The organism is Actinomyces sp. oral taxon 448 str. F0400 (genome assembly GCF_000220835.1).
GTDB lineage: Bacteria > Actinomycetota > Actinomycetes > Actinomycetales > Actinomycetaceae > Actinomyces.
The window spans coordinates 2,306,841-2,332,830 of the sequence record NZ_GL985606.1; the positions used below are offsets into that span (position 1 = coordinate 2,306,841).

22 protein-coding genes are annotated in these 25,990 nt (G+C 70.5%); 10 read left to right on the forward strand and 12 right to left on the reverse strand.

What is annotated here, in order from left to right; all coding sequences use genetic code 11:
* Positions 1-468 precede the first annotated feature (468 nt).
* The 4 genes from HMPREF9062_RS09815 to gatC all read right to left on the reverse strand — a co-directional run bounded on the left by HMPREF9062_RS09815 (position 469) and on the right by gatC (position 5,474).
* Complete coding sequence (locus tag HMPREF9062_RS09815; protein ID WP_009749967.1) at positions 469-1,851, reverse strand: NAD-dependent malic enzyme; 1,383 nt, start codon at positions 1,849-1,851, stop codon at positions 469-471.
* Between the two features lie 284 nt (positions 1,852-2,135).
* Complete coding sequence (gene gatB, locus HMPREF9062_RS09820) at positions 2,136-3,641, reverse strand: Asp-tRNA(Asn)/Glu-tRNA(Gln) amidotransferase subunit GatB (protein ID WP_009749968.1); 1,506 nt, start codon at positions 3,639-3,641, stop codon at positions 2,136-2,138.
* Between the two features lies 1 nt (position 3,642).
* The gene (gatA, locus tag HMPREF9062_RS09825; RefSeq protein ID WP_009749969.1) at positions 3,643-5,172 is read right to left on the reverse strand and encodes an Asp-tRNA(Asn)/Glu-tRNA(Gln) amidotransferase subunit GatA; all 1,530 of its coding nucleotides are present in this window, start codon (positions 5,170-5,172) and stop codon (positions 3,643-3,645) included.
* Positions 5,169-5,474 carry an Asp-tRNA(Asn)/Glu-tRNA(Gln) amidotransferase subunit GatC gene (gatC, locus tag HMPREF9062_RS09830; protein ID WP_034254950.1) on the reverse strand — a complete coding sequence of 102 codons (306 nt, stop codon included), beginning with the start codon at positions 5,472-5,474 and terminating at the stop codon, positions 5,169-5,171. Before gatC ends, gatA begins: the two co-directional genes overlap by 4 nt.
* A gap of 1,048 nt (positions 5,475-6,522) precedes the next feature.
* On the opposite strand from gatC, the gene HMPREF9062_RS12640 reads away from it, so the two are divergent.
* Positions 6,523-8,049: a L,D-transpeptidase gene (locus HMPREF9062_RS12640; protein ID WP_253270699.1), complete on the forward strand. Its 1,527-nt coding sequence runs from the start codon at positions 6,523-6,525 to the stop codon at positions 8,047-8,049.
* 132 nt (positions 8,050-8,181) lie between these two features.
* Here the strand turns inward: HMPREF9062_RS12640 and ligA are convergent, their stop codons facing one another.
* Together ligA and HMPREF9062_RS09850 are read right to left on the reverse strand one after the other, a co-directional pair.
* Positions 8,182-10,608 carry an NAD-dependent DNA ligase LigA gene (gene ligA / locus HMPREF9062_RS09845; protein ID WP_156790019.1) on the reverse strand — a complete coding sequence of 809 codons (2,427 nt, stop codon included), beginning with the start codon at positions 10,606-10,608 and terminating at the stop codon, positions 8,182-8,184.
* 53 nt (positions 10,609-10,661) lie between these two features.
* Positions 10,662-11,417, reverse strand: coding sequence for an SOS response-associated peptidase (locus HMPREF9062_RS09850; RefSeq protein ID WP_009749974.1), 756 nt, complete (start codon positions 11,415-11,417; stop codon positions 10,662-10,664).
* 182 nt (positions 11,418-11,599) lie between these two features.
* Here HMPREF9062_RS09850 and HMPREF9062_RS09855 point away from each other — a divergent pair, with 182 nt between their 5' ends.
* Both HMPREF9062_RS09855 and HMPREF9062_RS09860 read left to right on the forward strand, forming a co-directional pair.
* Positions 11,600-14,812: an FtsK/SpoIIIE domain-containing protein gene (locus HMPREF9062_RS09855; RefSeq protein WP_050795282.1), complete on the forward strand. Its 3,213-nt coding sequence runs from the start codon at positions 11,600-11,602 to the stop codon at positions 14,810-14,812.
* Positions 14,813-15,033: 221 nt separating this feature from the next.
* A complete protein-coding gene (locus HMPREF9062_RS09860; protein ID WP_009749976.1) occupies positions 15,034-15,282 on the forward strand; it encodes a WhiB family transcriptional regulator in 249 nt (82 codons plus the stop codon).
* A 228-nt stretch (positions 15,283-15,510) separates the two neighbouring features.
* Here the strand turns inward: HMPREF9062_RS09860 and HMPREF9062_RS12975 are convergent, their stop codons facing one another.
* Both HMPREF9062_RS12975 and HMPREF9062_RS09865 read right to left on the reverse strand, forming a co-directional pair.
* Positions 15,511-15,687, reverse strand: coding sequence for a hypothetical protein (locus HMPREF9062_RS12975; protein WP_009749978.1), 177 nt, complete (start codon positions 15,685-15,687; stop codon positions 15,511-15,513).
* Positions 15,688-15,789: 102 nt separating this feature from the next.
* A complete protein-coding gene (locus HMPREF9062_RS09865; RefSeq protein WP_009749979.1) occupies positions 15,790-17,265 on the reverse strand; it encodes a sensor histidine kinase in 1,476 nt (491 codons plus the stop codon).
* 53 nt (positions 17,266-17,318) lie between these two features.
* Here HMPREF9062_RS09865 and HMPREF9062_RS09870 point away from each other — a divergent pair, with 53 nt between their 5' ends.
* From HMPREF9062_RS09870 to HMPREF9062_RS09890, 5 genes are all read left to right on the forward strand, one after another.
* The gene (locus HMPREF9062_RS09870) at positions 17,319-17,816 is read left to right on the forward strand and encodes a DUF2505 domain-containing protein (RefSeq protein WP_009749980.1); all 498 of its coding nucleotides are present in this window, start codon (positions 17,319-17,321) and stop codon (positions 17,814-17,816) included.
* A gap of 269 nt (positions 17,817-18,085) precedes the next feature.
* Positions 18,086-18,532: an OsmC family protein gene (locus HMPREF9062_RS09875; RefSeq protein ID WP_009749982.1), complete on the forward strand. Its 447-nt coding sequence runs from the start codon at positions 18,086-18,088 to the stop codon at positions 18,530-18,532.
* Positions 18,533-18,641: 109 nt separating this feature from the next.
* On the forward strand, positions 18,642-19,331 hold the full coding sequence (locus tag HMPREF9062_RS09880) for a hypothetical protein (RefSeq protein ID WP_009749983.1): 690 nt from the start codon (positions 18,642-18,644) through the stop codon (positions 19,329-19,331).
* Positions 19,328-20,194, forward strand: coding sequence for a thymidylate synthase (locus HMPREF9062_RS09885; protein WP_009749984.1), 867 nt, complete (start codon positions 19,328-19,330; stop codon positions 20,192-20,194). Before HMPREF9062_RS09880 ends, HMPREF9062_RS09885 begins: the two co-directional genes overlap by 4 nt.
* An 82-nt stretch (positions 20,195-20,276) precedes the next feature.
* Positions 20,277-20,858, forward strand: coding sequence for a dihydrofolate reductase (locus HMPREF9062_RS09890; protein ID WP_156790020.1), 582 nt, complete (start codon positions 20,277-20,279; stop codon positions 20,856-20,858).
* 78 nt (positions 20,859-20,936) lie between these two features.
* On the opposite strand, the gene HMPREF9062_RS09895 is transcribed toward HMPREF9062_RS09890, so the two are convergent.
* Genes HMPREF9062_RS09895 through HMPREF9062_RS09910 form a run of 4 tightly spaced genes read right to left on the reverse strand, consistent with a single transcriptional unit; the run spans position 20,937 to position 24,218 of the window.
* The gene (locus tag HMPREF9062_RS09895) at positions 20,937-21,875 is read right to left on the reverse strand and encodes an ABC transporter substrate-binding protein (protein WP_009749986.1); all 939 of its coding nucleotides are present in this window, start codon (positions 21,873-21,875) and stop codon (positions 20,937-20,939) included.
* Positions 21,875-22,549 (reverse strand): ABC transporter permease, encoded by a 675-nt coding sequence (locus HMPREF9062_RS09900; RefSeq protein WP_009749987.1) that lies wholly within the window; start codon positions 22,547-22,549, stop codon positions 21,875-21,877. Before HMPREF9062_RS09900 ends, HMPREF9062_RS09895 begins: the two co-directional genes overlap by 1 nt.
* Entirely contained in the window at positions 22,546-23,316 is a 771-nt protein-coding gene (locus HMPREF9062_RS09905) for an ABC transporter permease (RefSeq protein ID WP_009749988.1), read from the reverse strand. Before HMPREF9062_RS09905 ends, HMPREF9062_RS09900 begins: the two co-directional genes overlap by 4 nt.
* The gene (locus HMPREF9062_RS09910) at positions 23,313-24,218 is read right to left on the reverse strand and encodes an ABC transporter ATP-binding protein (RefSeq protein WP_009749989.1); all 906 of its coding nucleotides are present in this window, start codon (positions 24,216-24,218) and stop codon (positions 23,313-23,315) included. The genes HMPREF9062_RS09905 and HMPREF9062_RS09910 overlap by 4 nt, the downstream gene beginning before the upstream one ends.
* 100 nt (positions 24,219-24,318) lie before the next feature.
* On the opposite strand from HMPREF9062_RS09910, the gene HMPREF9062_RS09915 reads away from it, so the two are divergent.
* Positions 24,319-24,903 (forward strand): PadR family transcriptional regulator, encoded by a 585-nt coding sequence (locus HMPREF9062_RS09915; RefSeq protein ID WP_009749990.1) that lies wholly within the window; start codon positions 24,319-24,321, stop codon positions 24,901-24,903.
* Positions 24,904-24,935: 32 nt separating this feature from the next.
* Positions 24,936-25,916: a zinc-binding dehydrogenase gene (locus tag HMPREF9062_RS09920; RefSeq protein ID WP_009749991.1), complete on the forward strand. Its 981-nt coding sequence runs from the start codon at positions 24,936-24,938 to the stop codon at positions 25,914-25,916.
* The last annotated feature ends 74 nt before the right edge of the window (positions 25,917-25,990 follow it).

A 25,990-nucleotide genomic window follows, 5' to 3' on the forward strand; every position in this document is an offset into this window, starting at 1 on the left:
AACAGAGGAAACCTTACACGAACCGATTCTTCACAGTCAAGTCATGAGCTCGAAGCCCGAACTCGCTGTGAGCACCTCGATCATGCTGCCGAATCGACGTCAGCCGTACTCGACACCGGATACCTCCGTGGGGTCGCCATCACGCACTCGAAGGTGCGATCAGCAACAAGGAGTACGTTAACCAAACGTCCCAAGACGAGTCAACGTCATATTTAGTGACCCTCGACACGCACATATGACCATGACGTTGCGCACCGGAAGCGTCGCGTGGATCCGCCCGAGACACAGCGCGCGTCGTCGCGCACGAAGCCGGCCGAGCCCCGTGCGCGACCGCCCGCCGGGAACGAATGTTCGACGTCTGCCGAGCGCACGGGCGACGACGCGACGCTCAGTTGATTCACGTCCGCACGCGCGCCGCCCCCCCCCACCGCCGCGAGCCGCACCGCGGACCGTGGGGTCGCGAGCCGGTCAGTTCCCGGCGAACTCGCGAACCGCCTTCGCAACGGCGGAGGCCACTCGCGTATCGAACGCCCCCGGGATGATGTAGACGGGACTGACCTCGTCGTCGATGACACCGGCGATGCCGGTGGCCGCCGCCCTCAGCAGCTCCACGGAGATGTCGGTGATGCCCGTGTCGAGCAGACCGCGGAACAGCCCCGGGAAGGCCAGCACATTGTTGATCTGGTTGGGGAAGTCGCTGCGGCCGGTGGCCACGACGGCGGCGTAGTCCGCGGCCCCGATCGGATCGACCTCGGGCGTCGGGTTGGCCATGGCGAAGACGATGGCCCCTTCGTTCATGACCGCCAGGTCCGCCGGCTTCAGCAGGTTGCCGCTGGAGACGCCAATGAGGACGTCGGCTCCGACCAGCCCTTCCTTGAGAGAGCCGGTAACGTGACGGGGGTTGGTATTCTCCGCCAACCATTTGCGGTGCTCGTTCATGCCGTCGGTGTGGGCGCCGTCGAGCGCCCCGGCGCGGCCGTAGCCGACGATGTCGGTGGCCCCGTGGGCCATGAGCAGCTTGGCGATGGCGCTGCCGGCCGCCCCCACGCCCGACAGGACGATGCGCACGTCCTCGATCCTCTTGTCGACGACCTTGAGAGCGTTGATCAGCGCCGCGAGGGTGACGATGGCCGTACCGTGCTGGTCGTCGTGGAAGACGGGGATATCCAGCTCCTCACGCAGACGGGCCTCGATGTCGAAGCACTTGGGTGCGGCGATGTCCTCCAGGTTGATTCCGCCGTAGGCGGGCGCAATGGCCTTGCAGACCGCGATGATCGCCTCGGGATCCTTGGTGTTGAGCGCCACCGGCCAGGCGTCAACATTGCCGAACTGCTTGAATAGGACGGCCTTGCCCTCCATGACAGGCATCGCGGCCGACGGGCCGACATCGCCCAGGCCCAGAACCGCCGTACCGTCCGTAACGACGGCGACCGTGTTCTTCTTGATGGTGAGTTGGCGCGCGCGCTCGGGGTGGTCGTAGATCGCCTTGCACACGCGGGCGACGCCCGGGGTGTAGACACGAGCGAGGTCGCGCCGGTTGTGAATGGGATACTTCGAGGCGATCTCGATCTTGCCGCCGACATGGGTGAGGAAGGTGGAATCGCCGACGTTGCGCACGATGACTCCGTCGATGGCCTGAAGCGCCTCGACGAGCTCACCGCGATGTTTGGAGTCGCGCGTGTCCGCGGTCAGGTCGACGATGAGGGTGGCGCCGTCGGTGTCCGCGACGTCGACGCCGTTGACGATCGCGCCGACGGCCGATGCGGTGTCGACGAGAGTGGTGACCGCCTTCTGGGAGGCGGGCACCTCGAGATGCAGAGCGACGGTGTAGCTGGGGCTGGGTTGAGCCATGTATGCGTTCCTTCGGAAGAACGGACGAGCGGACCGGCGGGCCGGACACGGATCGTCACGAAGTCGGTCTTCGACGAAGGCGACTGTATCGTCGTCATCGTCGTCATCGGTGCGGGCGGTCCCACCATGACCGCTCCGTGAGACAGTAGCGGCGGGGTGGGGCGTTCGAGCGGAAGCGCCCCGTCGCCGGCCATCACCGCTGTCGGCCCCCTCGCCGGAAGCCCGCTCGATGGGGCGCGCACCGGGCCTCGAGCGGGTCGGGCCAGCCCGATCCGCCCCAGGTCCTACCGACCCACGCGCTCCATGATCAACTCACGCACCCGCCTGGCGTCGGCCCGGCCGCGTGTGGCCCTCATGACAGCCCCCACGATCGCCCCGGCGGCCTTGACTTTGCCGCCGCGGATCTTCTCCGCGACATCGGGCTGGGCGGCCAGGGCCTCGTCGACGGCGGCCAGCAGCGCAGTCTCGTCCGAGACGACCTCCAGACCACGCGCCCGCACAACCGCCTTCGGATCCCCCTCCCCGGCCAGAACGGCGTCGAGCACCTGGCGAGCCAGCGTGTCCGTCAGGCGTCCGGCATCGACCAGTTCCTGGAGCTCGGCGACCTGCACCGGAGTCACCGGCAGCTCCTCCAGGTCGACTTCGCGGTCCTTCGCGGCGCGGGAGAGCTCGCCCATCCACCACTTGCGGGCGGCCTGACCGCTCGTCCCGGCGAGGACGGTCGCCTCGATGAGCTCCATCGCGCCGGCATTGACGACGTCGCGCATCTCATCGTCGGCGAGCGCCCACTCCTTCTTGAGCCGACGTCGTTTCGCGGCCGGCATCTCGGGCAGGGCGGCGCGAATCTCCTCGACCCACTCGCGGCTGGGCGCCACCGGGACGAGGTCCGGTTCAGGGAAATAGCGATAATCATCGGAGTCGGACTTCACACGCCCGGCCCGGGTCGTGCCATCGGCCTGGCTGTGCCGGGTCTCCTGCTCGATGGTGCCGCCGACGGCGAGAATCGCGGCCTGGCGCTGAATCTCATAGCGGATCACCTGCTCAATGCCCCGGAAGGTGTTGACGTTCTTCGTCTCGGTGCGAGTACCCAGCGGAGCCCGCGGGGACTCGCGCAGGGAGACATTGACGTCCGCGCGCACGTTGCCGCGCTCCATGCGGGCCTCCGATACGCCCAGGGCCCGGAAGATATCGCGCAAGGTGCGCACATAAGCGGCGGCGACTTCGGGAGCGCGAGCGCCTGCGCCCTCGATGGGGCGGGTGACGATCTCCACCAGCGGTACCCCGGCGCGGTTGTAGTCCACCAGCGAGTGGGAGGCGCCCTCGATGCGACCGTCCACCCCGCCGACATGGGTGTTCTTACCGGCGTCCTCCTCCATGTGAGCGCGCTCGATCGGCACGGTGAAGAAACCGCCGTCCTCCAACTCGACCTCCAGCGCGCCGTCGAAAGCGATGGGCTCCTCGCTCTGAGAAGTCTGGAAGTCCTTGGCCAGATCCGGGTAGAAGTAGTTCTTGCGCGCGAACCGGCACGATTCGGCGATCTGACAGCCCAACGCCAGGCCGATGCGAATCGCGTACTCCACCCCCCGCCTGTTCGCCACCGGCAGGGCGCCCGGCAGGCCAACGCTCGTGGGAGTCACCATGGTGTTGGGAACGGCGCCGAAGACATTGGGCGCGGCGTCGAACATCTTCGTCGCGGTGCCGAGCTCGACGTGCACCTCCAGCCCCACGACGGGGTCATAGCGGTGCACGGCCTCGTCATAGTCCATCACGTCCATCGGGGCCTCACTCATCTCATTTCACCTCCAGCTCGGGGGCTCGGTCGAGCAGGTGCCCGCCCCAGCCCTCCTCCAATGCGGCCTCGAGCACCGCGCCGAGGCGGTAGAGGCGCTCGTCGGCGCGCTGCGGCGCCAAGACCTGAAAACCGACGGGCAGGCCGTCGCTCAGGCCCGACGGCAGACTGATACCCGGCACACCGGCGAGATTCGCCGGAATGGTCGTCACGTCCACCTTGTACATGGCCAACGGATCGTCCTTCTCACCGAAACGGTAGGCCGTCACCGGCGCCGTCGGTGAGACCAGTACGTCGGCCCGTCTCCAGGCGGAGGTGAAGTCGCGCTGGATGAGGGTGCGCACTTTCTGCGCCGATCCGTAGTAGGCGTCGTAGTAACCGGCGCTCAGCACATGGGTGCCCAGAATGATACGGCGCTTGACCTCGTCGCCGAAACCGGCCCCACGGGTAGCGGCCATGACGGTCTCCGCGGTGATGGGCCCGGTCTCGGGCTCGACGCGCAAGCCGTAACGCATGCCGTCGTAACGAGCCAGGTTCGAGGAGGCCTCGGCCGGCATGATGAGATAGTAAGCGTCCAGCGCGTACTCCAGGTGCGGAAGCGAAACCGTCTCCACACGGGCGCCCGCCTGCTCCAGGAGCTCCAGCGCGGAATGGAAGGAGTCCACGACGCCGGCGTGATAGCCCTCGCCGCCGTCGAGTTCGGCGATGACCCCGACCCGCAGGTCCGTCAGATCCCGGCCCGCCCGGGCCTCGCGCACGACATCGGCCATGCCGCGCGGGGCGTCGACCAGACTCGTGGAGTCCAGCGGATCGTGCGAGGCGATGACATCGTGCAGCAGAGCGGCATCCAGGACGGTGCGGCCCATGGGGCCGGGGGTGTCCAGCGAGGATGCCATGGCGATGACGCCGAAGCGCGAGACGGTGCCGTAGGTCGGCTTGACGCCGACGGTGCCGGTGACGGCGGCGGGCTGGCGAATGGAGCCGCCGGTGTCGGTACCCACGGCCACCGGCGCCTCGAAGGATCCGACGGCGGCCGCCGATCCGCCCGAGGAGCCGCCGGGAATACGGCCGAGATCCCAAGGATTGGCAGTGCGGCCGAAGGCGGAGTGCTCCGTCGAGCCGCCCATGGCGAACTCGTCCAAGTTGGTCTTCCCCAGGATCGGCAGGTGCGCGGCACGCAGGTTGGCGACCAGCGTGGCGTCGTAGGGAGGCACCCAGCCCTCAAGAATGCGGGACGCCGCGGTGGTGACCTGGCCATGGGTGACGATGAGGTCCTTGACGGCCACCGGCACACCGGCCAATTCGCCGAGCGGCTCGCCGGACTCATCACTACTGCGCCGCCGGGAGTCGGCCTCGTCGGCGTCGGCCAGGGCCTTGGCGGCATCGACATCGAGGAAGGCGTGCACGGCGCCGTCAACGGCGGCGATGCGCTCCAGGTGCGCCTGGGTCAGTTCGCGGGAGGAGATCTCACCGGCCGCCAGCGCCGCGGCCTGCTCAGCCGCTGTGAAACGAGTGAGAGCGTCGGCGGTCATGAGGCGGAGTCCTCCCCCAAGATCTGCGGCACGAGGAACATGGTGCCCTCAGCCCGCGGCGCGCCGGCGAGGAGCTCCCCGGCGTCGAGCGTTGGGCCGGGCACGTCCTCACGCAGCACGTTCGTCAGGGGCACCGGATGGGAGGTGGCCGGAAGATCGGGCGTGACCACGCTGGTGACACGGGCGAAGGCTGAGGCGACCGCGTCCAGCTCGCCGGCCAGGCGCGTCACCTCCTCCTCGCTCAGCGCCACCCGCGCGAGCGCCGCGACACGGGCGACCTCGTCGGAGGAGATGGCAGACATGAAGCCGAGTGTATCGGGGTGCCGGACCCGGCCGGACGTGCCCGTCCCGGATCGGGGACCCGCCGCCTCGACGCCCGTCGCGTGCGGATCACGACCGCTCACGAATCCTCCGCCGGTCCCGTGGGCGGCGTCCCGCCCGTCTCGCGCAGGCACGAAGCGAGGTCGTCTCAACGGTCATGCACGATGTCACATGACATGAAGAGCACGCACCGTTGACATTCCAACAATCGGCCGCTGTTATGGACTCCGAAGCTCTCGTAAGTCCGTACGGGAGCAAAAACAGGACGGCCCGACACGCGCCGTTCGGGACGAGGACCCCATGCCTACGGAAGAGTTCACCCCCGACTCCCGACCGGAGATCGAGGAAACGCCGCCATTGGAATCGGAGAGCGCACCCGCGCCGCAGAGCGGTGACGCGGTCGTCGCGAAAACCCCTTACGGCCCGGCCACCGGTACGCGCCACCCATCCGCCGACGCCCGCCAGGCCTCGACGGATGACGAGTCGCCCGTCAGTCCGGCGACCGCTACTCCCGCTGAGTCGGCCTTGACCGATGAATCGCCGGCTTCCGCGGCGGCCGTCGTGCCGCCTGCGGACCGGTCGACGGCCGAGCCGCCCGATTCCGCCGAGGACGCTCCGGCGCTACCGGTCAGCCAGTCCCCCGCCTCACCTTCTCCGAGCGGGGCTGACACTCCCTCAGCCGCTTCACCCACCCCGGCTGACTCCACTCAGTCCGCTCGGTCGGCGCCCGACGTCGCCTCTCCTGCTCAGGTCGAGGATGCCTCCGCCGGGGGGCCCGACCTCTCGACTCCGCCGAGCGCGCCATCGCCCCAACCCCGGGAGACCGCCGGCGACGAGGGGCCCGAATCGCCGTCCCAGCCAGCGGAGCCGGCGGAACCAGCCGCATTCCCGCCGGCCGCCGCCCGAGCCGAGGACGCTCCGGCGCCAGAACCGTCCCAACCGACCGCACCGGCCCCCTCGACCCCGCCGACCCCGCCGAGCGCGCCATCGCCCCAACCCCGGAACGCCGCCGTCGAGGCCGACCCGTCGATGCCGGTGAAGGCGTCCTCACCGTCCTGGGCCCGGAACGCCTCGACGACCGGGCCGACTCCGCTGACCGCGGCCTCCGCTCCCCGAGCCCAGAGGTCTGTCGGGAGCCGGCGCCGGCTGACCGCATGGGTCACCGCAGCCGCCTTCGTACTGCTCGGCGTCGTCGGAGTGGGGGGGTACGCCTACGCCGCGCACTACCAGGACATCGCCGTGCCCGGGACGACGATCGGGGGGATCGACGTCACCGGCATGAACCGCGACGACATCGTCACCGCCATCAACGACAGGATCGGAAACGCCACCGTCACCATCAGCGGCGACGCGAACGCCACGGCGACACTGGCCGACCTGGGCACCACAGTAGACGCCGAGGCCACCGCGGATGCCGCCCTGGCCCGCGGCGAAGGCGTGGCCGACCGCTTCACCGCGCTGGTCTCCAACGGGAACGTCCCGGTGATCACGACCACCGACGAGGCGGCCGTCATCTCCTACGCCGCCTCACTCATCCCCTCGGACAGAGCCGTCGCCCGCAACGCGAGCATCGCGCTCAACGGCACGGGGACCGGGTTCGAGGTCACGTCGGGGGCCGAGGGCACCGCCGTGGACTCCGACGCCCTGAAGAGCGCGGCTGCCTCCGCTGCGGCATCACTGTCCCCCGCTTCGGTCTCGGTCGCCTTCGAGACGAAATCCCCCTCCGTCTCGGACGCCGAGGCTCAGACCGTGGCCGACGAGGCCAACGGGTGGATCGCTCAGGACGTCACAGTCACCGATCCCGACGGCGAGGCCTACACGGCCGGCAGCGCCACGAAGGCTTCCTGGATCACCGTGACTCCCAGCGACACCTCGGCCCCGTCCATCAGCGTGGACACCGACAAGGTGTCGGAGTGGGTGAGCGCCCAGGCGGACGACGTCAACGAGGACCCTGTCAACGGCAAGCGCAACGTCAACTCGAACGGGGACGTGATGGCCACGCCCGTCGAGGCGGTCGACGGGCGGGAGGTCACCAACACCGACTCGATCACCACTGCCGTCGTGCAGGCGTTCTCCAGCGACCAGTCCTACTCGGGCAACTACGAGACCAAGACGATCAAAGCGACATGGGAGGACCGCCCCGTCGCCGCCGGTGCTGAGAACCTGCCCTATCAGGCCGCCGAAGGTGAGAAGTGGATCGATATCAACCTGTCGGACAAGACCGTCACCGCCTATGAGGGGGCCACACTCGTCCACGGACCGGTCAGCGTCGTCGACGGCGCCGGTGCGACCCCGACCGTCACGGGCATCTACCACGTCTACCAGCAGTACGAGAGCCAGACGATGCGCGGAGACAATGCTGACGGCTCGAGCTATGAGACCGAGGGCGTCCCGTGGATCAGCTACTTCCACCTGGGCTACGCCCTCCACGGCGCGCCATGGCGCTCCAGCTTCGGGTACTCCGCCTCGCACGGGTGCCTCAACATGCCGGTGGACGAGGCTCACTGGTTCTACGACTGGGCTGATATCGGCACCATCGTCGACAGTCACAACTGACGGTGCGGCTGCGCCCGCCGGTCGGTGTGATCTCGCCGGCCGGCGGACGCGCGCGCAGACTCTCCTCAGAGACGTCCCCGATGGGCGGTGAGTGACAAATCGCCTGATCGCGGCACCTGCTGGCACAAGGCCTCATGAGCCCGTCACCGCGTCGGGGCCGTCGGCCAGGAGACGCTCGAAGCCCCCCTCGTCCACGATGGTCACGCCCAGCTCACGGGCCTTCGTCTCCTTCGAACCCGCGTTCTCCCCCACGACCACGAAACTCGTGCGCTTCGACACGCTCCCGGCCGCCCTTCCCCCCCGCGAGACGATCGCCTCCTTGGCGCTGTCCCGCGTGAAGCGCTCCAGGGAGCCGGTGACGACCACGGTCAGACCTTCCAACGTACGTGCGGGCTCCTGCTCCCCGACCGACTCGTCAGCGGTGCGCACGCCGGCGGCGGCCCAGCGGTCCAGTACCTGACGGTGCCAGCCGACGGTCAACCACTCGATCCACGAGGCGGCGATGGCCGGCCCCACGCCGTCGACCTGGGACAGCTCGTCCACATCCGCCTCGCGCAGCGCCTCCAGCGATCCGAAGTGCATCGCCAGAGCGCGCCCCGCCGTCGGTCCCACATGTCGCACCGACAGGGCCACCAGGATCCGCCACAGCGGCCTGGATCTGGCGGCAGCGAGCCGGGAGAGCATAGCGGTGGCGTTCCTGCCCACCGAGGTGGGCTTCTTGACCTCTCCGTCCTTGCCGTAGGTCTGCTTGGACCAGAAGAAGCGAGTCAGACGCCAGTCGCCCGTGAGCGCACCACGACGGGCGATCGGACGGTAGACCATAACCTCGCGCAGGTCCTCGGCCGTCAGGTCGAACAAGTCCGCCTCATTGGTGAGTACCGGGGACTGCTCGACAACATCCGCTTTCTCGAGGGCGCGGCGCGCGGCGCCGATCCGTTCCGAGGGGGGCAGAGCTTCGAGCTCGGCGGCCGCGACACGCACCCGCCCCCTCTCGGTCTCCAGGACGTGCCCTGCCGCCAGGGCCGCCAGGGCCTCCTCGCGTCCGGAGTCGGGCTGAGTCAGCGCAGCGGCGGCCTCGTCGCCCAGGCCCTCGACGTCCAGCGCTCCGCGCGAACCGATATGGGCCACCCGCTCGGTGAGCTGAGCAGGGCAGGAGCGCGTGTTGGGACAGCGCAGGTCGATGTCTCCCTCCTTGGCCGGGGCGAGTGCCGTGCCGCACGAGGGGCAGCGCTCGGGCATGACGAAGTCCCGTTCGGTACCGTCGCGCACCTGCGTCACTGGGCTAACGATCTCGGGGATGACATCACCGGCCTTGCGCAGCACCACGAGGTCGCCAATGCGAACTCCCTTGCGAGTCACCTCGGTGGCGTTGTGAAGGGTCGCGCGGGCGACGGTCGACCCGGCGACGAGCACCGGCTCCATGATTCCGAAGGGAGTCACCCGGCCCGTGCGCCCAACCTGGACGTCGATGTCGAGCAGGCGGGTGCGGACCTCCTCGGGCGGGTACTTGTAAGCGGTCGCCCAGCGCGGAACCCGCGAGGTGTGCCCGAGCCGGGCCTGCAGGGAGCGGGAGTCGATCTTGAACACGATCCCGTCGATCTCATGGACCAGATCATGTCGGTGCTCGGCGTAGCGGGCGATGTAGGCCTCCCGCTCGGCGCGCCCGTGCACCACCGCGTTGTAGGGGGATACGGGCAGGCCCCAGGTGGCGAGCAGGTCGTACCATTCGTGCTGCTCGTCGGGCAGCTCCTCCCCCGGGGCGGGAATGATGGCGCCGACGCCGTGGGCGATGAACGCCAGGGGCCGAGCGGCCGTCACCGCAGGATTCTTCTGACGCAGCGAACCGGCTGCGGCGTTGCGGGGGTTGGCGAAGATCTGGAGGGGGGAGCGCCCGGCCGCCTCACGTTTGAGGTTCTCGTTGCGACGGGTCTCATTGAAAGCGGCGAAAGCCTCGACGGGGAAGTAGACCTCGCCGCGCACCTCCAGCACAGCGGGATGGGCCTCCCCCGCCAACACCAGCGGTACCGGGTCAATGGTGCGCACGTTACCCGTGATGTCCTCGCCGACGGCGCCGTCCCCGCGAGTGGCGGCGCGGGTGAGTACACCGCCCTCATAGGTCAGGGCCACGGCCAGGCCGTCGATCTTGACCTCGGCGGTCATGGGCAGCTCGGCGTCGCTCACGCCGACCTCCGCGGCAGCGTGAGCGGCCCACTCCTCGACCTCTTCCAGGCTGAAGACGTCCTGCAGGGAGTACATGCGCTCGTGGTGGGGAGCTTCAGCGAAATCAGTGGTGACGCGTCCACCGACGCTGCGCGTGGGCGACGAGGGCAGAGCCAGGGCGGGATGCGTGGCCTCGAGCGCCTCCAGCTCCCGGTAGAGGGTGTCGTACTCGGCGTCGGACCAGGGGCTCTGGGCGTCAACGGCGTCGTAGTACGCATCGCGCGCGCGCTCGACGTCGCGTACGAGCACGGCCCAGCGAGCACGGGCCGCGGCGGGAACGGAGGCGAGATCGGAAGCGTCATCGGTCGCCGGTCCGGCGGAGGCATCGGTCATGGGCATATCTTTGCTCATCCACCGTCCCGCCCGGGCCGGGCGTTCTCGCAGCGGACGACTCAGGCCACCCGCGTCAGAGTCGAGCGGTCCACCGCCATCCAGGCGAGCGCGGGGCGGGGCAGACGCAGGAGGCCCGCGGCAGCTCCGCCGTCGCACTCGTCCGGATCGAGCCAGGCGCCGACGGCGTCATCGGGCAGGACGACCGGCTCACGAGGGTGAAGCCAGGCCAGATCGGGACCGGTGTCGCGAGTGAGAATGGTGCAGGTCAGCAGCCATGAGTCGTGCAGAGCCGGCCCGTGGTGCACCGGCGCATTCCCCGGCCGCCCGGGGACGCGCCACCACGAGCACAGGCCCGCGAGCGCGAGCAGACCGTCTCCTCCGCCGTCGGCGCGACGCACGGCGTAGGGCTGCTTGGCGGACCCCCCGGCCTGAGCGGCGGAGGGGGTCTGGGCCCGCCACTCGTACCAGCACGAAGCGGGCACGACGACGCGGAAAGAGCGCATGGCGTCGCGGAAGGTCGGTTTGACTGCGGCCGTCTCGCAACGGGCGTTGAAGGCGTGGAAAGCGGCAGCCGGGTCGCGGGCCCAGGGCGGCAGCAGGCCCCAGCGCGCCGCATGCACCCGGCGGCCGAACGGGGCCGGACCGCCGGTGCCGGACCCGTCGGCGGATTCCGGCCGCCGGACGACGACGGCGACGTCCGCACCGGGGGCGATAGTGCCGGAGGGCTTCAGACGCATGGCCTCCGGTGCGAGACGGGCGGCGAAGGCCTCGGCGACGGCCGCGGTGGCGCTGAAGATTCCGTAGCGTGCGCACATGACGCCAGCCTGACACGTCGGGACCGCTGTGGCCAGACGGTGCACGGCTCGTCCGCACTCGGCCCGCGCGGGCGGGGTGCGAGTCGGCCCGCGGGCTCCACAAGCGCTGTTCGCGCGGGAGCGCATCCGTGCCGTCCACAGGGTCCGTGCGCGAGACGCTCGGCGCGGGGCACTGTCATGCCATGGTCCTCATGGTCCCGTCCCGGTCCCGACTCGGTCCGTCCACCACGCCCGTCCACAATCCTGCGCGGGCTCCGGCACCGCCCGCGAGTGTCCGAGCCGCTCGACAGGCGCTGTCACGGCCCTGGCACCTGGCCGTGCTCACCGGGTCGGACGCCGGACTGGTGCTTCCGGTCCCCGCGCGAGGTGCGCTCGGCCGTGCCGATGTTCTGACGGACCCCGCGGTCTCGCGACGCCATCTGTCCCTGACCAGTACGGCCAAGGCCGTGACCGTGGCGGACGTAGGCTCGGCCAATGGCACCCATGTGCGCCGGTGGTTCCGGTGGCGGCGCCTGGGCCGGCGTCGGGTGCACTGCCGGGAGGGCGCGCTCCTGCGTGTGGGGGACACGGTCCTGGAGCTGCGGCGCCGGCCCCGCGATCTGACGGTGCCGATTCCGCCCGAGCGCTCCCGGCGGCGCTGGGTGCGCACGGCGGTGGCGGCGTCGACGTTCCTGCTCGTCATCGCGGCGGTGATCGCCATGCGCACGACCGGGCGGGGAACTTACGGGATGCTCGCGGCGGCACCCATGGCGATGATGGCCGTCATGCGACTCGGCTCGTCGATCCCCGGCGGCGGGCACGGCCGCTACCGACGCACGGGGGCGGGCTGGGTCGGGGGCGAGCCCGATGCGGCCTCCATGCTGCTGGCCCTGGCCGTGTCCGTCTCGAACCGCTCGGTCTCCACCGATGACGGCCCATTGACCGGCTGGCTCGGGCGTCGCAGGCGCGCCGATCTGCTCGAGCTGGCCTCCGGCCAGTGCACGGCGCTGACCGGTGCGGGCTCCGCAGCGGCGGCGAGGTGGTGGGTCGCCCAGATCGCGGCCGGAGGGCGGGCCCATGTCAGCCTTGTCGACCGGGGGTACCGCCTCGTATGGGGCCGCGAGTCGGGCACGCGTAGCGCCGAGCTGCTGGCTGCGTCGAGGACTCCCCCGGGGAGAGCTCGCACGGTGCGCACGGCGCCGTCACCCGCCCCGGACCTGAGCGAGCGGTGGTGGGAGACGGCTCGAGAACTGGCCGGTATCGTCCCGGCACGGACCCCGGACGGGTCGGCAGCGCCCGACCGGGTTCTTCTGGAGGAGGTCACCGGCCGGGTCGACCGCGACGGCGTCGGTGCGCGCTGGCGTCGTCGCCTCACCCAAGGCGGGCCCGATGCCCTGCCGGCGGTGCTCGGCGTGCGCGACGCCGACGCCGTCAACGCCGACCTCGTGGCTGACGGGCCCCACGCACTCATGGCGGGGACGACCGGATCGGGAAAATCCGAGATGCTGACCTCCTGGCTGCTTCAACTCGCCCTCGACCTGCCGCCGGCGCGTCTCGCCCTGGTCCTGGTGGACTACAAGGGCGGGGCGGCGTTCGGGCCCCTGGCCCGCCTGCCCCATACCGCCGGAGTGCTCACCGACCTCGACCCGGCGGCGACGGGGCGGGCGCTGGCCTCCCTGGAGGCCGAGGTCCGACGCCGCGAGCGGCTCCTGGCGCGCGTGGGTGCCAAGGATGTCGCGTCGATGGATCGAACCCAGGCACCGCCGCGACTCGTGGTCGCGGTTGACGAGTTCGCCACGCTCGCCACCCAGCACCCCGACGTCCTGGAATGCCTCGTACGGGTCGCGGCGCAGGGCCGCAGCCTGGGCATCCACCTGATTCTGGCCACACAGCGGCCGACGGGCGTCATCTCCCCGGCCATTCGCGCCAACACAACACTGCGGGTGTGCCTGCGTGTACTCGACGCCGGGGATTCCCGCGACGTCCTGGGGCATGAGGGCGCGGCCGCTCTCGGTCCCCGTCCCGGACGCGTCCTGGTCGCCGGGACGGACGGCGACCACGGCGCCGCTCAGGCGCCGTGGTGCGGGCCGGCGGATCGCCTGGAGGCGCTGATCACCGAGGTGCGGGCGGCCGCCCGCTCGACCTCATCGCCGTGGCGGCCATGGGCCGCGCCGCTGCCCGCATCGCTGAGTGCGCGGGAGGCCGCCGAACTGGGCCCCGCCACGGGACCGGCCGAGGGTCTGGTGCTGGCGGGCACGGACCATCCGGATGAGCAGCGCCTGGGGCACTGGCGGTGGCCGGTGGACCGACCGTTGGCGGTGATCGGCTCGCCCGGCTCGGGGCGCACGACGGCGGCCCTCGCGGCGGCGTGCGCGGCCATGGATGCTCAACGGGCGGTGTCCCTGTGCCTGGCGGGCACCGCGCCCCGCTGGCTGACGGCCCTCGACCGGGGACTGGGCACCGTTGTCGGCGCGGAGGATCCACGGCGCCTGGTGCGCCTGTGGTCGTTGGCCGCCGCCGGGCGGCTGGCCGGGGAACTGCTGGTCGTCGACGACGTGGATGCCATGGCGGCCGCCGTCGACGAGGTGCTGGGTCCGGGCGAGGGCCAGAACCTGCTCGAGCTGCTGGTGCGCACGGCCCCGGCGACGGGCACGGGACTGGTGCTGACCGCGCCGCTGTCCATGGCGGGGGCCAGATGGGCCTCCAGAATAGGGTTGCGGCTCGTACTGGGGGCGCCGCAGCCCGCCCAGGCGTCGGTGGCGGGCCTCCCGCGCGGCGTGGTGACGGGATCGGCTCCGGGCCGCGGCGTCGTCATCGACGGAGCCGTCGAGGCGGAGCGGGCATTGTCCGTCCAGGTGGTCACCCCGTGCGCACCCCGAGAGGCGACGGCGAGGTCGGCCCACCGCCTGGTCGCGATCCCCCGGACGGTGGCGCCCCTGGCCGGAACGTGGGCCGTGGGCGGTGATGACGCCCGGCCCCTGCCGGTCCCCCGCGGCTGCGTGCTCGTGGTCGGACCCCCGGGATCCGGGCGCACGACGGCACTGGCCGCGCTCAAGCGCTGCCTTCATGAAAATCCGGACGAGCCGGTCCTGGCGATCGACGATCTCGATCTGGCCGAGGCGGTGGTGCTCTCTCGAGTGGAGAGAGCTCTGCACAGCGGACGGATCGTCCTGGCCTCGGCGACCACCGAACGCGTTGTGGGCACGTACCGGGGGCCGTTGGCGACCCTGCGCGAGCGCGGCGATCTAGTCGTACTGTGGCCCGCCCTGGGACCGGCCTCGCAGGTGGCGGGACGCTCGCTGCGAGCGGTGACCGACCCGCGAGCGCCCACGCATCCGGGCCGCGGGGTCCTGGTGTCCCGGGGGGATACCGTCCCCATACAGATCGCCGCCGACGCAACTGCTGCAGCAACCTGACGTGGCTTCCCTTATGCCTCCGAATCGCTCAGAATCAAGGATTCGTTCCTGTGACCATAACGACAAGGTCGCCGGCGCACCTCTCACCGCTGAACTCTTGCCACACCTGCGCACGCGTGTGAAAGTTGGCTCAGAACGCGACAACCTGTTGCTCATCTCCGAGCACCGCTCGGTATGGCGGGTATAGGCGGGCCGCAAGACGTACCCCGAAGGGAGCCCTCATGGACTGGCGAAGTCAGGCAGCATGTCTCACCGTTGACCCGGAGCTCTTCTTCCCCGTCGGCAACACCGGTCCGGCCATCGCGCAGATCGCCGAGGCGAAAGAGGTGTGCGCCCGCTGCGAGGTCATCGACACCTGCTTGAAGTGGGCTCTGGAGAACGGTCAGGATGCTGGCGTGTGGGGGGGGATGAGCGAGGACGAGCGTCGTTCCCTCAAACGGCGAGCGGCTCGCGCCCGCCGCTCCTCCTGACGGTCCATTGCCCGGGCGGTCGGAGCGCATGGACCGTCAGACGGCTTCAAAATTCCGCTTCAGCAGGTCGAGTACTCACGGCGCACGACCGTGCGCGGCGCATGCCTCCTCCCCCGGTGGAAGACAAGGTATTCCTCATTATTTCATTGTCGCGCACGAGCGATCGCGCCGGCATGAGATCGGAAACGCTCGTCTTGTTATCCTGCCGCATGGTGTCCAGCGCAGGCGTCATCCGAAGACCTCGGCGTCGTAGACGACCCGATACGCCACCGCCTCGTTCCAGTGTCGCTGGCTGAGTCTTGCACCGGTCGGCACCGTCGCACTGGGGAGAGATCTGGTCGCAGCGCCGACCCGGTCACGGGCTGTGCCGCACACCTCGTTGTAGACGCCGCGCACCTCCTTCAAGCTTCAAGCCGAAACCCATGTGCGAGGCGATCCCGCCCATCGGCGGGCCTCCCGGTTCCGTCATCGAAACGCGTCGGGCGTCGACCCGCGATGCCGAGACGATCAGGCCGACGGAGCGAGCCGGGCGCGCACGACGACGTCGGTGCCCCTCGCCTCACGCACCGGATCGCTCACGGGTCGCCAATCGATGGTGCCGCGCAGCTCCCCGTGCACCAGGGTGGATACGATCCGCGTTCCCAGTCCCGTCATCGCCGCTCCGGGCTCAAGGCCGACGCCGTCGTCGATGACGTGGACGGTCAGCTCGTCGTCATCGCGCTGAGCGGTGACGACCACGGTGCCGTCGTGATCCTGAAGCCCGTGCTCGACGGCGTTGGTGACCAGCTCGGCCAGGACCGTCGCCAGCGCCTGGGCCGCATCGGCCTCCACCACCCCGAAGGCGCCTTCGAGGCGGGTGGTCACGCGTCCGCCAGCGGAGGCCACCGCCGCAGCGCCGCGTAGCACGGACGCGAAGACCTCGTCGAAATCGACGGTCTCGTCGACGTTCTGGCTCAGGGCCGCGTGCACCGTCGCAATGGTGGCGACGCGGCGCTCGGCCTCGGCCAGCGCCTCGCGGGTCTCGTCATTGGTGGCGCGTCGGCCCTGGAGTCGCAGGAGGGCCGAGACCGTCTGCAGGTTGTTCTTGACCCGGTGGTGGATCTCGCGGATGGTGGCGTCCTTGTTGAGCAGCACCTGCTCGCGTCGTCGGATCTCCGAGACGTCGCGCACCAGCAGCAGAGCACCGGCGCGATGCCCGTCGCGACGCAGTGGGATGGAGCGCACCGACAGGAAGATCCCGCCGACCTCGATCTCGGTCAGCCAGGCCTGGCGCCCCATGAGCACGACCGCCAGCGTCTCATCCACGGGCGTGCGCTCGGGAATGATCCGAGTGACGGCCTCGGCGAGTACCTGTCCGTCGATCTCGTCGACCAGCCCCAGCCGGTGGAAGCAGGATCGCGCATTGGGGGAGGTGTAGACCACGACTCCGTCGTCGTCGAGCCTGACGACACCGTCGCCCACGCGCGGAGTGCCGTGTCGCACCGCGGTGGCGGCGCCCCGGATCGGGAAGGCGCCCTGGGAGATCATGAGGCACAACGCGTCGGCCAGATCCTCCTGGGGCTGGTGGACGATCCGCCCGCCGCGCATGACGCCCACCGAGGTCTCCCGTGTGATGATGGCGATGGGTTCACTGTCACGCACCACCGGGACGTATTCCTCGCGCACGGCGGTCGTGCCGGTCCATTCCGGATCGGCGGCGACGACGACCTGCACGCTGGTGAGCGCCTCCAGCGCCATCGCCTCGCGGGCGGCGGGCATACGTCGGCCGATGACCTCCTCGAGGTGGACGGTGGCGCCCGTGGCGGGACGGGAGTGGGCGGCGGCGACGAAACGTCCGGTGCTGGTGCGGATCCACAGCACCAGGTCGGACACCGATAGGTCTGCGATCACCTGCCAATCGGCGATGAGCTGGTGGAGCCAATCGAGGTCAGCACCGGGGAGATCGATGGCGCCGCGGGTCGAGGGAGACAGGAGGTTGGGCACAACCCGATGGTACCGGCGGCGCGACGCCGGGTCCTCATGGCAGGATCAGCCCCATGAAGAAAACCATCTCCATGACCTACCCAGCCGATCCCCAGCGTGTTGCCACCATGCTCTCGGATCCCGCCTACCAGCAGGCTCGCATCGACCGCTTCGGACTCGAGGACGCCAGCGTGGACGTCGCCGCGCGAGGGCGCGGCTTCGTGTCCACCATCGCTGGCTCCGTCCCGCTCAGCCGCCTGCCGGCGGCCGCCAAGCGCTTCGTGCGCTCAGCCGTCTCCTTCTCGTTGGCGGAGTCGTGGGGCGAGCCGGCCGACGACGGCTCGCGCACCGGCGGTGTCGACGTCGCCCTCAAGGGCGCACCGGTGCACGCCGGGGCGACCACCGCGATGCGCCCGGCTGGAGAGGACGTCACCGAGCTCACCGTGGAAGTCGACCTGAGCGTCAACGTCCCGCTGGTGGGGCACACCATTGAGGAGAAGGCGATGTCCCTGACCGACCGCGCGATCGCCGATGAGAAGGCGCGGGCCACGGCTTGGCTGGCCGAGCACTGACGAGCAGCACAACAGGCGGTGGGGCGGGCCGCTTCGGCTTCGGGGCCTGCTGAGAGCCCCGTCGCGAGTGTGCCGGCGTCGCCGCCATGGCCACCGGCATCGGCCGATCTGCGGATCACCAGCCCGGTCCCCCGGTGAGATCGAACACGAGTGTTCGTATCTCACCGGGGGATCGACTCGTTTCCGAAGCGCATCGCCCGGCTCCTCGCCATTCCGCTGTCCGGCGAGCCCTCTACTGGCGGAGGCCGTTGTCGTGACACGATCACGCCATGAGCAGCGAGCACTCCGAGATCATCCCGCCGACCGAGGCCAACTCCGTGTGGGCTGAGAGAACCGGCACCCGTCAGTACCTGGGACGCAACGCCCGCGGCGCCCAGGTGCGCATCGGCACGGGCCCGGGCGAGTTCTCCCCGGGCGAGCTCATCAAGATCGCCTTGGGCACGTGCAACACCCTGTCGGCCGACCACCGCCTGGCCAAGGCGCTGGGCGAGGACTTCGATGCCAATGTGGTCGTAGCGACTTTGAAAAGCGAGGCGGAGGAGCGCTACACCGACTTCGACGTCCAGCTCGTCGCCGACTTCTCTTCCCTGACCCCCGAGCAGCGCGCCACCCTGACCGCACGGGTCGAGGGCGCCATCGAGCGCGCCTGCACCGTCGGCCACACCATCGACAAGGGCGCCGGCATTCGCCTGCACCTGCTCGACGACCAGGACTGACACCATCGCCATCCGTCCGCCGGCTCCGCCCCGCCCGCCGGCACCGCCTGCCGATACCGCCCGTCGGCCATCGGGGCGCCGATTCGAACTCCCGTCAGGAGGACACCCCATGGCCGTCTTCGAGGATCCCGCACGAGGCTCCGCCCTGGAGCGCGCGCTCGACAAGGCGCTGGCCGTCCCGGCCTCCCGGATCGAGGAACGGATCGCCCGCATGCGCCGCGAGCGCCCCGGCGCAGACACCGCCGAGCTCGTCGAGCTGGCCGCCTCACGCCTGCGCACCGAGGCGGGGCTGTCCTCCGGAGCCGTCGGCGCCTCCGCCGCGCTGCCGGCGATGGGCACGGGGACGGCCACGGCCCTGACCCTCGGGCAGACGGCGGTCTTCCTGGCCTCCGCGGTCACCTACGTTCTGACCGTTGCCGAACTGCAGGGCCTACGTGTTATCGACACCGATAGGCGCCGCGCCCTGGTGATGTCCGCCCTGCTCGGGCGAGAGGGCTCGGAAGCGGTCCAGGGCTCTCTAGGCCTGTCCACCCTGTTCTGGGCCGCCCAGCACCTGGCGCGGATGCCGTTGCCCACCGTCAAGACCATCAACAGGAAACTCGCTCGGCGGATGGCCAGGAGGATGGCGACCCGAAGCGGGGCCCTGGCGGTGGGCCGGCTCATCCCCTTCGGAATCGGCGCGGCCATCGGCTGGGCCGGCGGCAGGGCACTGGCGGACCAGGTCATCGAGGGCGCCCGCTCGGCCCTCGGCCCGACCGGGCAACTGCCGGGCGGCGCCGTCGAGGTGATCGAGACGTGAGCCGCTCGACGGGGCCCTACCCGGTCCTGACGGAGCTGGGCCTGAGCGCGCCCGACGGCGTCGACGTCGCCTACGAGGAGCTCCTGGCCGAGGTCCTCACCCGCGGCGTCCCCAAGGGCGACCGCACCGGCACGGGCACGCGCTCGGTCTTCGCCCGTCACCTGCGCTATGACTTGACCGCCGGATTCCCGCGCATCACCACCAAGTTCGTCGCCATGAAGGCCGTCAAGGGCGAACTGCTGTGGTTCCTACGCGGGGGTACCAACGTGCACTGGCTGCACGAGCACGGCATCACTATCTGGGATGAGTGGGCCGACGCCGATGGCGGGCTCGGCCCCGTCTACGGTTCGCAATGGCGCAGCTGGCCCACACGCGACGGCGGCGCGATCGACCAGGTCGCCCGGGTCATCGACACCCTGCGCCACGACCCGCACTCGCGGCGCATGCTCGTATCAGCCTGGAACGTGGGCGACCTCGGCGACATGGCGCTGGCCCCCTGCCACGCCTTCTTCCAGTGCTATGTGGCCGACGACCGCCTGAGCCTGCAGGTCTACCAGCGCAGCGCCGACCTCTTCCTCGGAGTGCCCTTCAACATCGCCTCCTACGCGCTGCTGACCCACATGCTCGCTCAGCAGGCCGATCTGAAGGTCGGGGAGATGGTGTGGACCGGGGGCGACTGCCACATCTACAACACTCACGTCGACCAGGTGCGCACCCAGCTCTCGCGGGTGCCGAAGGCCCATCCCTTCCCCACGCTGCGGCTGAGACGGGCGGAGTCGATCGACGCCTACCAGATGGATGACATCGACGCCTCAGAGGGCTATGAGCACCATCCGGCGATCAAAGCACCGGTGGCCGTGTGAACAGGACCGACCAGGACCGGCCTCGGCGCGCAGCGCAACCGGCCTCGGCACGGGGAGGAGGGACGGCCGGATGAGACTGGGCATGATCTGGGCGCAGGACCCCTGCGGCGTCCTCGGCGCGAGCGGCACCATGTTGTGGCGGGTTCCCGCGGATTTCCGCCATTTCAAGGCGGCGACGCTGGGAGGCGCCGTCATCATGGGACGCACCACCTGGGAATCGATCGGCGGGGCGCTGACGGGGCGCGCCAATATCGTGCTCACACGACGAGACGGGTGGGAGGCGACCGCGGACGGCGCCGTGCGAGCTGCGAGCCTCCGCCACGGTCTGGCGCTGGGCGCCCGGGCGCTCGCCGGCGGGTCGGTGGACGATCCGCGTGAAAGCGCCTACCGCGCTCTGCCGCGCCTGTGGGTGATCGGCGGCGGCAGTGTCTACGCCCGGACGGCATTCGAGGGTCTGGCCGACGAGCTCGTGGTGACCACCGTCGACTTGGACGCGGGCGGGAGGGCGCGTTCGGCTGGAATTGCCCGGGAACTCCTCATCCACGCTCCCCGCATCGATGACGACGAATGGATGCCGGACGGCGCCCTGAGCGACGCCCCCGGCACCTGGCGGCCAGTCAGCGGGGACGCCGCCTGGCGGGTGGACCACTACCTGCACCAATGACGCGTCTGGGGACCCGACGCCCGTCGTCGATCGGTCGGTGCGGCGCCGGCCCCGCCCGGTGCCGGCGCCGGTGGCCCGTCAGCCGTGGATCAGGCCCTGCGCTTCGAGCCAGCCGGAGGCGATCGTGGCCGAGTCGAGCTGCTCGCCGGTGGAGCGCGCGTTCAGGGCGCGCAGCTCGTCCAGACTCAGACGCGCGGAGACCGCGTCGATGGCCTGCGCGGCGCCCACGGCGAGGTCCCTGCGCACCAGCGGGGTGACGTTCTCCGGGAGGATGAGCCCTGCGGGGTCCTCCAGCACGACGAGGTCGTCATCCGTGATGGCCGGGCTGCATGTGGGGATGTCGGCTGCGTCCACGTCTCCGTCGGTCAGGGTCTTGACGGTCAGTGGGCCGCCGGTGTCCTCCACGGGGTTGGGGATCTGAGCCTCGACCCCGTAGACAGACCTCAGCCCCTCGGGACCGTAGGGACGGGTGGCGAATTCGGCGTTCGCCGCAACCGTGATCGTGCGGTCGAGTGAGGCGAGATCCGCGATGGAGGTCAGGGAGTGCTCCTGGGAGAAGGCACGCGTGACCGTGTACGAGTCCTGGTCGGTGGCTGCGGATGCGGTCAGAACCGTCAGCCCCTGGGGCAGGGCCGTGAGCAGGGCGGTGTGGACGGAATCGGCGTCGGTGGCGGAGGAGTTCTTGTCGTAGTACTGGAGGAGGTTGCCCCCGTACTCGGGGATCACGTCGACCTCGCCGGACTCGAGTTCGGGCAGGTAGACCTCCCGCTGGCCGATCTGATACTGGCGCTCAACGGTGTAACTCGCCGCTTCCAGGACCTGGGCGTAGAGTTCGGCGATGATCTCGTTGGAGTAGTACTGCTGGGATCCGACGACGATGGTCGCCCCGTCGCTCGCTCGGGAGTGGGAGTCGGAGGCGAGGGGGTCGGAGCGGTTGCCGCAGGCAGCCAGAGCGGAGGTCAGGGAGGCGAGGCCGACGGCGCCCAGCGCACCGCGGCGAGTGAGGTTCGAAAACATCAGGGGGCCTTTCGATCGCGCACGCCGACGGGTCTGACGACGCGCTGGAGGAGAGTGAAGAAAGCCTCGGAAACGAGGGCGAGAGCGATGACGAGCAGGGACGAGGCGAGCATCATGACGTAGTCCTGGGTCTTCAGGCCCAGGAACATGAGGCGCCCGAGGCCGCCCGCGCCCGTATACGCCGCCAGCGTCGCCGTGGCGATGACTTGGAGGCCGGCCGAGCGCAGCCCGCCGACCAGGAGGGGAGCCCCCAGCGGGATCTCGACGCGCGCGAGCACCTGGAACTCGCTCATGCCGGCCGCGCGGGCGGCGTCGACGGCGATCGGGTCGGCGGACTCGACGCCCGTGTAGGCGCCGGCCAGGACGCTGGGCAGAGCCAGGATGATGAGGGCGAGCAGCGGGGCGAGCAGACCGATGCCCAGGGCCAGGCCGAACAGGGTGATCAGGCCCAGTGTCGGCAGGGCGCGCACGGCCCCGGAGGCGGACACGAGCAGGCCCCGGCCCCGCCCGGTGTGGCCCACCCACCAGCCCAGCGGCATGCCGATGATCGCGGACAGCCCCACTCCCAGCAGGGAGTAGAGCACGTGCTGGGCCATCAGGTGTCCGATACCCAGGTATCCGCTCCAGTGGCCGGGGTCCAGAATGTAGCCGATGGCGGCCGCAAGGTAGTTCATGCGTCCTCCGCTCCCTTCCCCACCGCCTCGGCCGTCTCACGCTCGGCGGTCTCAACGGCCCCGGCGACGGGGGACGACCCGGATCCGGCTGCGTCGGTCCGCATCGCGCCCGCCCGGGGTCGGCGCCCGCGGGGTCCACCGCCGGCCCAGGGCATGAGCACCCGGCCGGCCAGGGCGATCAAGCTGTCCAGGGCCAGGGCGAGCAGCACGGTGACCACCAGGCCGGTGAGGATCTCAGCCCTCACGCCGCGCTCGAATCCGTCGGTGAACAACTGCCCCAGGCTGCGCACGCCCAGCACCGCCCCCACCGTCGTCAGAGAAACCGTGGAGACGGCCACCACCCGTAGACCGGCCAGGATCGCCGGGCCGGCCAAAGGCAGCTCGACGGCCCAGAAGCGGCGCACCTGACCCATGCCCATGGCGGTCGCGGCGTCGCGCGTCCCGTCGTCGACCGCTTCGAGGGCTTCGACGGTGGCCGGCACGAGCAGCGCCAGCCCGTAGAGGGTCAGGGCGACCACGACGTTGATGATCTCGCGGATCCCGGTGCCCAGCACGATCGGCAGGATGACGAACAGGGCCAATGAGGGAATAGCGTACAGCAGCGCCGATCCGGAGGCGATCACGGCCCGCAGGGGCCCGACCCGCTGCGCCAGGCGCGCCAGGAGTACGGACAGCACGAGGGTCGCCAGAACCGCGGGGAGCGTCTGGAGGAGGTGTGCGCCCAGACAGGCCCCCACCACCGGCGTGTTGGCGAGCACCCACCTCACGTGCGTCCTCCCGCGGGCGTGTCATGGGCGGCGTCGAGGACCCCCAACGTCCGCCCCGTCTCGTCCTGGACGACCCGGCGTCCGGCGACTTCAGCCAGACGCAACGCACGCCGAGCATCCTCCAGGCCGAGGAAGCGGACGACGAAATCATCGACGGGGGCGGCGACGAGCTCGTCGCCGGTGCCGCGCTGGGCGATGCGGGCGCCCTCGCGCAGCAGGATGATCTCGTCACCGAGCGTCAGCGCCTCGTCGACGTCGTGGGTGACGAAGACGATGGTCTTGGCCAGGTTCGCCTGGATGCCGATGAGTTCGCGCTGGAGCTCGCGGCGCACGAGCGGATCGACGGCTCCGAAGGGCTCGTCCATGAGCAGGACGCCCGGGTCGGCGGCCAGGGCCCGGGCCACCCCGACGCGCTGGGCCTGCCCGCCGGAGAGCTGATGGGGATAGCGCCCGGCGAGGTCGCCGTCCAGTCCGAGCATCTCCATGAGCTCATGAGCCCGGCGACGGGCCGTGGCGCGGTCGGTCTCGCACAGACGCGGAACGAGAGTGATGTTATCAATAACGCGACGGTGCGGGAGCAGTCCTCCGTTCTGCATGACGTAGCCGATGGAGCGCCGCAGCGCGACCGGGTCACGGTCGCGCACGTCCCTCCCGTCGAGCAGGACCCGGCCCCGGGTGGGATCGACCATGCAGTTGACCATGCGCAGCAGGGTCGTCTTGCCGCAGCCGGAGGATCCGAGAAGAACCGTGGTGGAGCCGGCCGGCAGACGAGCCGAGAAGGACTCGACGGCACTCGGGGCGTCCCCACGTCCGCCCGCGGGCACCGGATAGCGCTTGGTGACGGCCTCGAACTCGATGGCGCCAGCTGTGCCGGCCACGTCGGAGGCCTGATGAGAACTCACGCCCGGGGTCTCCTTTCCGCATGCACGCGCACCGATCGGCCGCGCATCACCACCGTAGCAGTCCCGTCCATTTACGTCGATTCGATGTATTCTGAGTGTCGTGCTCGCTCTCAAGATCCTCGGGTTCCTCGACGACGGTCCTCTCCACGGCTACGAGCTGCGCCGGCGCATCAACGAGCTCGACGGCCCCGGCAGCCGCCTGTCCGAGGGGGCCCTGTACCCGGCGCTGACCCGCCTGGAGAAGGCCGGCTACCTGGTCCGCACCGACGAGCCCGGCACGCGCGGCCGCATGCGCCGCCGCATCGAGATCACCGCCGCCGGCCGCGAGCACCTCCACGAACTGCTGCGTCACCCCGATGAAGCGACCATGGCATCCATGCCCCGCTTCCTGACAGTGCTCGCCTTCTTGTCGCACCTGCCCGAGAGGGATGATCGCCAGACGGTCCTCCGCCGTCGCCTAGCGATCCTCAAGACGCCGCCGGCCTTCTTCTACGACCCCGACGGCGCGCCCCGTCGCGCCTCCCGCGAACCGGACCCCTACCGTCAGGGTATGGTGCGCGTGGCGGGAGCCGCCCGTCGCGCCGAGATCGACTGGTTGCGCGAAATGCTCGCCAGGACTGAGCGCCCCTCCCGCCACGATCCGAGGGCCGGGCCCCGACGCCCTGCACCGCGAACGATGCGATAAGCAGACCGACCAGAACGCCGAGGAGGAGCCTCATGCCATCCACCATGCGTGCCGCGGTCCTCACCGCGCCCGGCATCGAGAACCTGCACGTCACCGACCTGCCCGTCCCCGAGCCCGCCGCGGGCCAGGTACGGATCAAAGTCATGAGCTTCGGCCTCAACCGCTCGGAGCACCACTCGGTGACCGGCCAGGCCGAGGGCATGTCCTACCCGCGGGTGCTCGGCATCGAGGCCAGCGGCGTCGTCGACCTCGATCCCGCGGGCGTTCTCGCCCCCGGAACCCAGGCGGCCACCATGATGGGCGGAATGGGCCGCTCCTTCGACGGCGGCTACGCCCAGTACGTCGTCGTGCCCCGCGAACAGGTCATCACCTTCTCCTCCCCGCTGGAGTGGGATGTGATCGGCTCGGTGCCTGAGACGCTCCAGACCGCCTACGGCGCTCTGACCACCGCGCTGGACCTACGCAGCGGGCAGAGCCTGCTCGTGCGCGGAGGCACCTCCGCCCTGGGGCTGGCGGCCGCCGCGCTCGCAGTCGATCGGGGCTGCCGCGTGCTGGCGACCTCGCGCCGACGGGCGGGCCTGGAGCTGCTGGCCGCCCGCGGCGTGGAGGCCGTACTCGACGACGGCGCTGTGGCCGGCCGGGTGCGCAAGCGTCTGCCCGGGGGCGTGGACGCGGTTCTGGAGCTCGTCGGCGCCCCCACGCTGCGCGACTGCCTGGCGGCGACGGCCGTGCACGGCACCGTGTGCTTCGCCGGCATGCTGTCGGACTCGTGGACGATCCCCGACTTCTACCCCATGGATTGGATCCCCACCGGCGTGCGGCTGACCACGTACGCCGGTGAGGCGCACAATCTGCCCGCGACCGAACTCCAGCGGGTCCTGGACCGGATCGCCGCGGGCGCGCTGGATCTGGTGCCCGTGCACGCCTACCCGCTCGAGGACATCGTCAGGGCGCAGCAGGACATGGCCGCGGGGACGCACGTCGGCAAGCTCGTCGGTCTGCCCTGGAGCTGAGGGGCGTCCGGATCGGCCGTAGATGCCGTAGCGGGCCGCGGCTCCGCCCCGCCCCCTCACGCGTTCAGGGACGA

What these genes read in the sequence shown, in the direction of transcription:
- HMPREF9062_RS09815 (WP_009749967.1), bottom strand. Translation starts at nt 1,851, where the DNA reads ATGGCTCAACCCAGCCCCAGCTACACCGTCGCTCTGCATCTCGAGGTG.
- gatB (WP_009749968.1), bottom strand. Translation starts at nt 3,641, where the DNA reads ATGAGTGAGGCCCCGATGGACGTGATGGACTATGACGAGGCCGTGCAC.
- gatA (WP_009749969.1), bottom strand. Translation starts at nt 5,172, where the DNA reads ATGACCGCCGACGCTCTCACTCGTTTCACAGCGGCTGAGCAGGCCGCG.
- gatC (WP_034254950.1), bottom strand. Translation starts at nt 5,474, where the DNA reads ATGTCTGCCATCTCCTCCGACGAGGTCGCCCGTGTCGCGGCGCTCGCG.
- HMPREF9062_RS12640 (WP_253270699.1), top strand. Translation starts at nt 6,523, where the DNA reads ATGCCGGTGAAGGCGTCCTCACCGTCCTGGGCCCGGAACGCCTCGACG.
- ligA (WP_156790019.1), bottom strand. Translation starts at nt 10,608, where the DNA reads ATGCCCATGACCGATGCCTCCGCCGGACCGGCGACCGATGACGCTTCC.
- HMPREF9062_RS09850 (WP_009749974.1), bottom strand. Translation starts at nt 11,417, where the DNA reads ATGTGCGCACGCTACGGAATCTTCAGCGCCACCGCGGCCGTCGCCGAG.
- HMPREF9062_RS09855 (WP_050795282.1), top strand. Translation starts at nt 11,600, where the DNA reads ATGGTCCTCATGGTCCCGTCCCGGTCCCGACTCGGTCCGTCCACCACG.
- HMPREF9062_RS09860 (WP_009749976.1), top strand. Translation starts at nt 15,034, where the DNA reads ATGGACTGGCGAAGTCAGGCAGCATGTCTCACCGTTGACCCGGAGCTC.
- HMPREF9062_RS09870 (WP_009749980.1), top strand. Translation starts at nt 17,319, where the DNA reads ATGAAGAAAACCATCTCCATGACCTACCCAGCCGATCCCCAGCGTGTT.
- HMPREF9062_RS09875 (WP_009749982.1), top strand. Translation starts at nt 18,086, where the DNA reads ATGAGCAGCGAGCACTCCGAGATCATCCCGCCGACCGAGGCCAACTCC.
- HMPREF9062_RS09880 (WP_009749983.1), top strand. Translation starts at nt 18,642, where the DNA reads ATGGCCGTCTTCGAGGATCCCGCACGAGGCTCCGCCCTGGAGCGCGCG.
- HMPREF9062_RS09890 (WP_156790020.1), top strand. Translation starts at nt 20,277, where the DNA reads ATGATCTGGGCGCAGGACCCCTGCGGCGTCCTCGGCGCGAGCGGCACC.
- HMPREF9062_RS09895 (WP_009749986.1), bottom strand. Translation starts at nt 21,875, where the DNA reads ATGTTTTCGAACCTCACTCGCCGCGGTGCGCTGGGCGCCGTCGGCCTC.
- HMPREF9062_RS09900 (WP_009749987.1), bottom strand. Translation starts at nt 22,549, where the DNA reads ATGAACTACCTTGCGGCCGCCATCGGCTACATTCTGGACCCCGGCCAC.
- HMPREF9062_RS09920 (WP_009749991.1), top strand. Translation starts at nt 24,936, where the DNA reads ATGCCATCCACCATGCGTGCCGCGGTCCTCACCGCGCCCGGCATCGAG.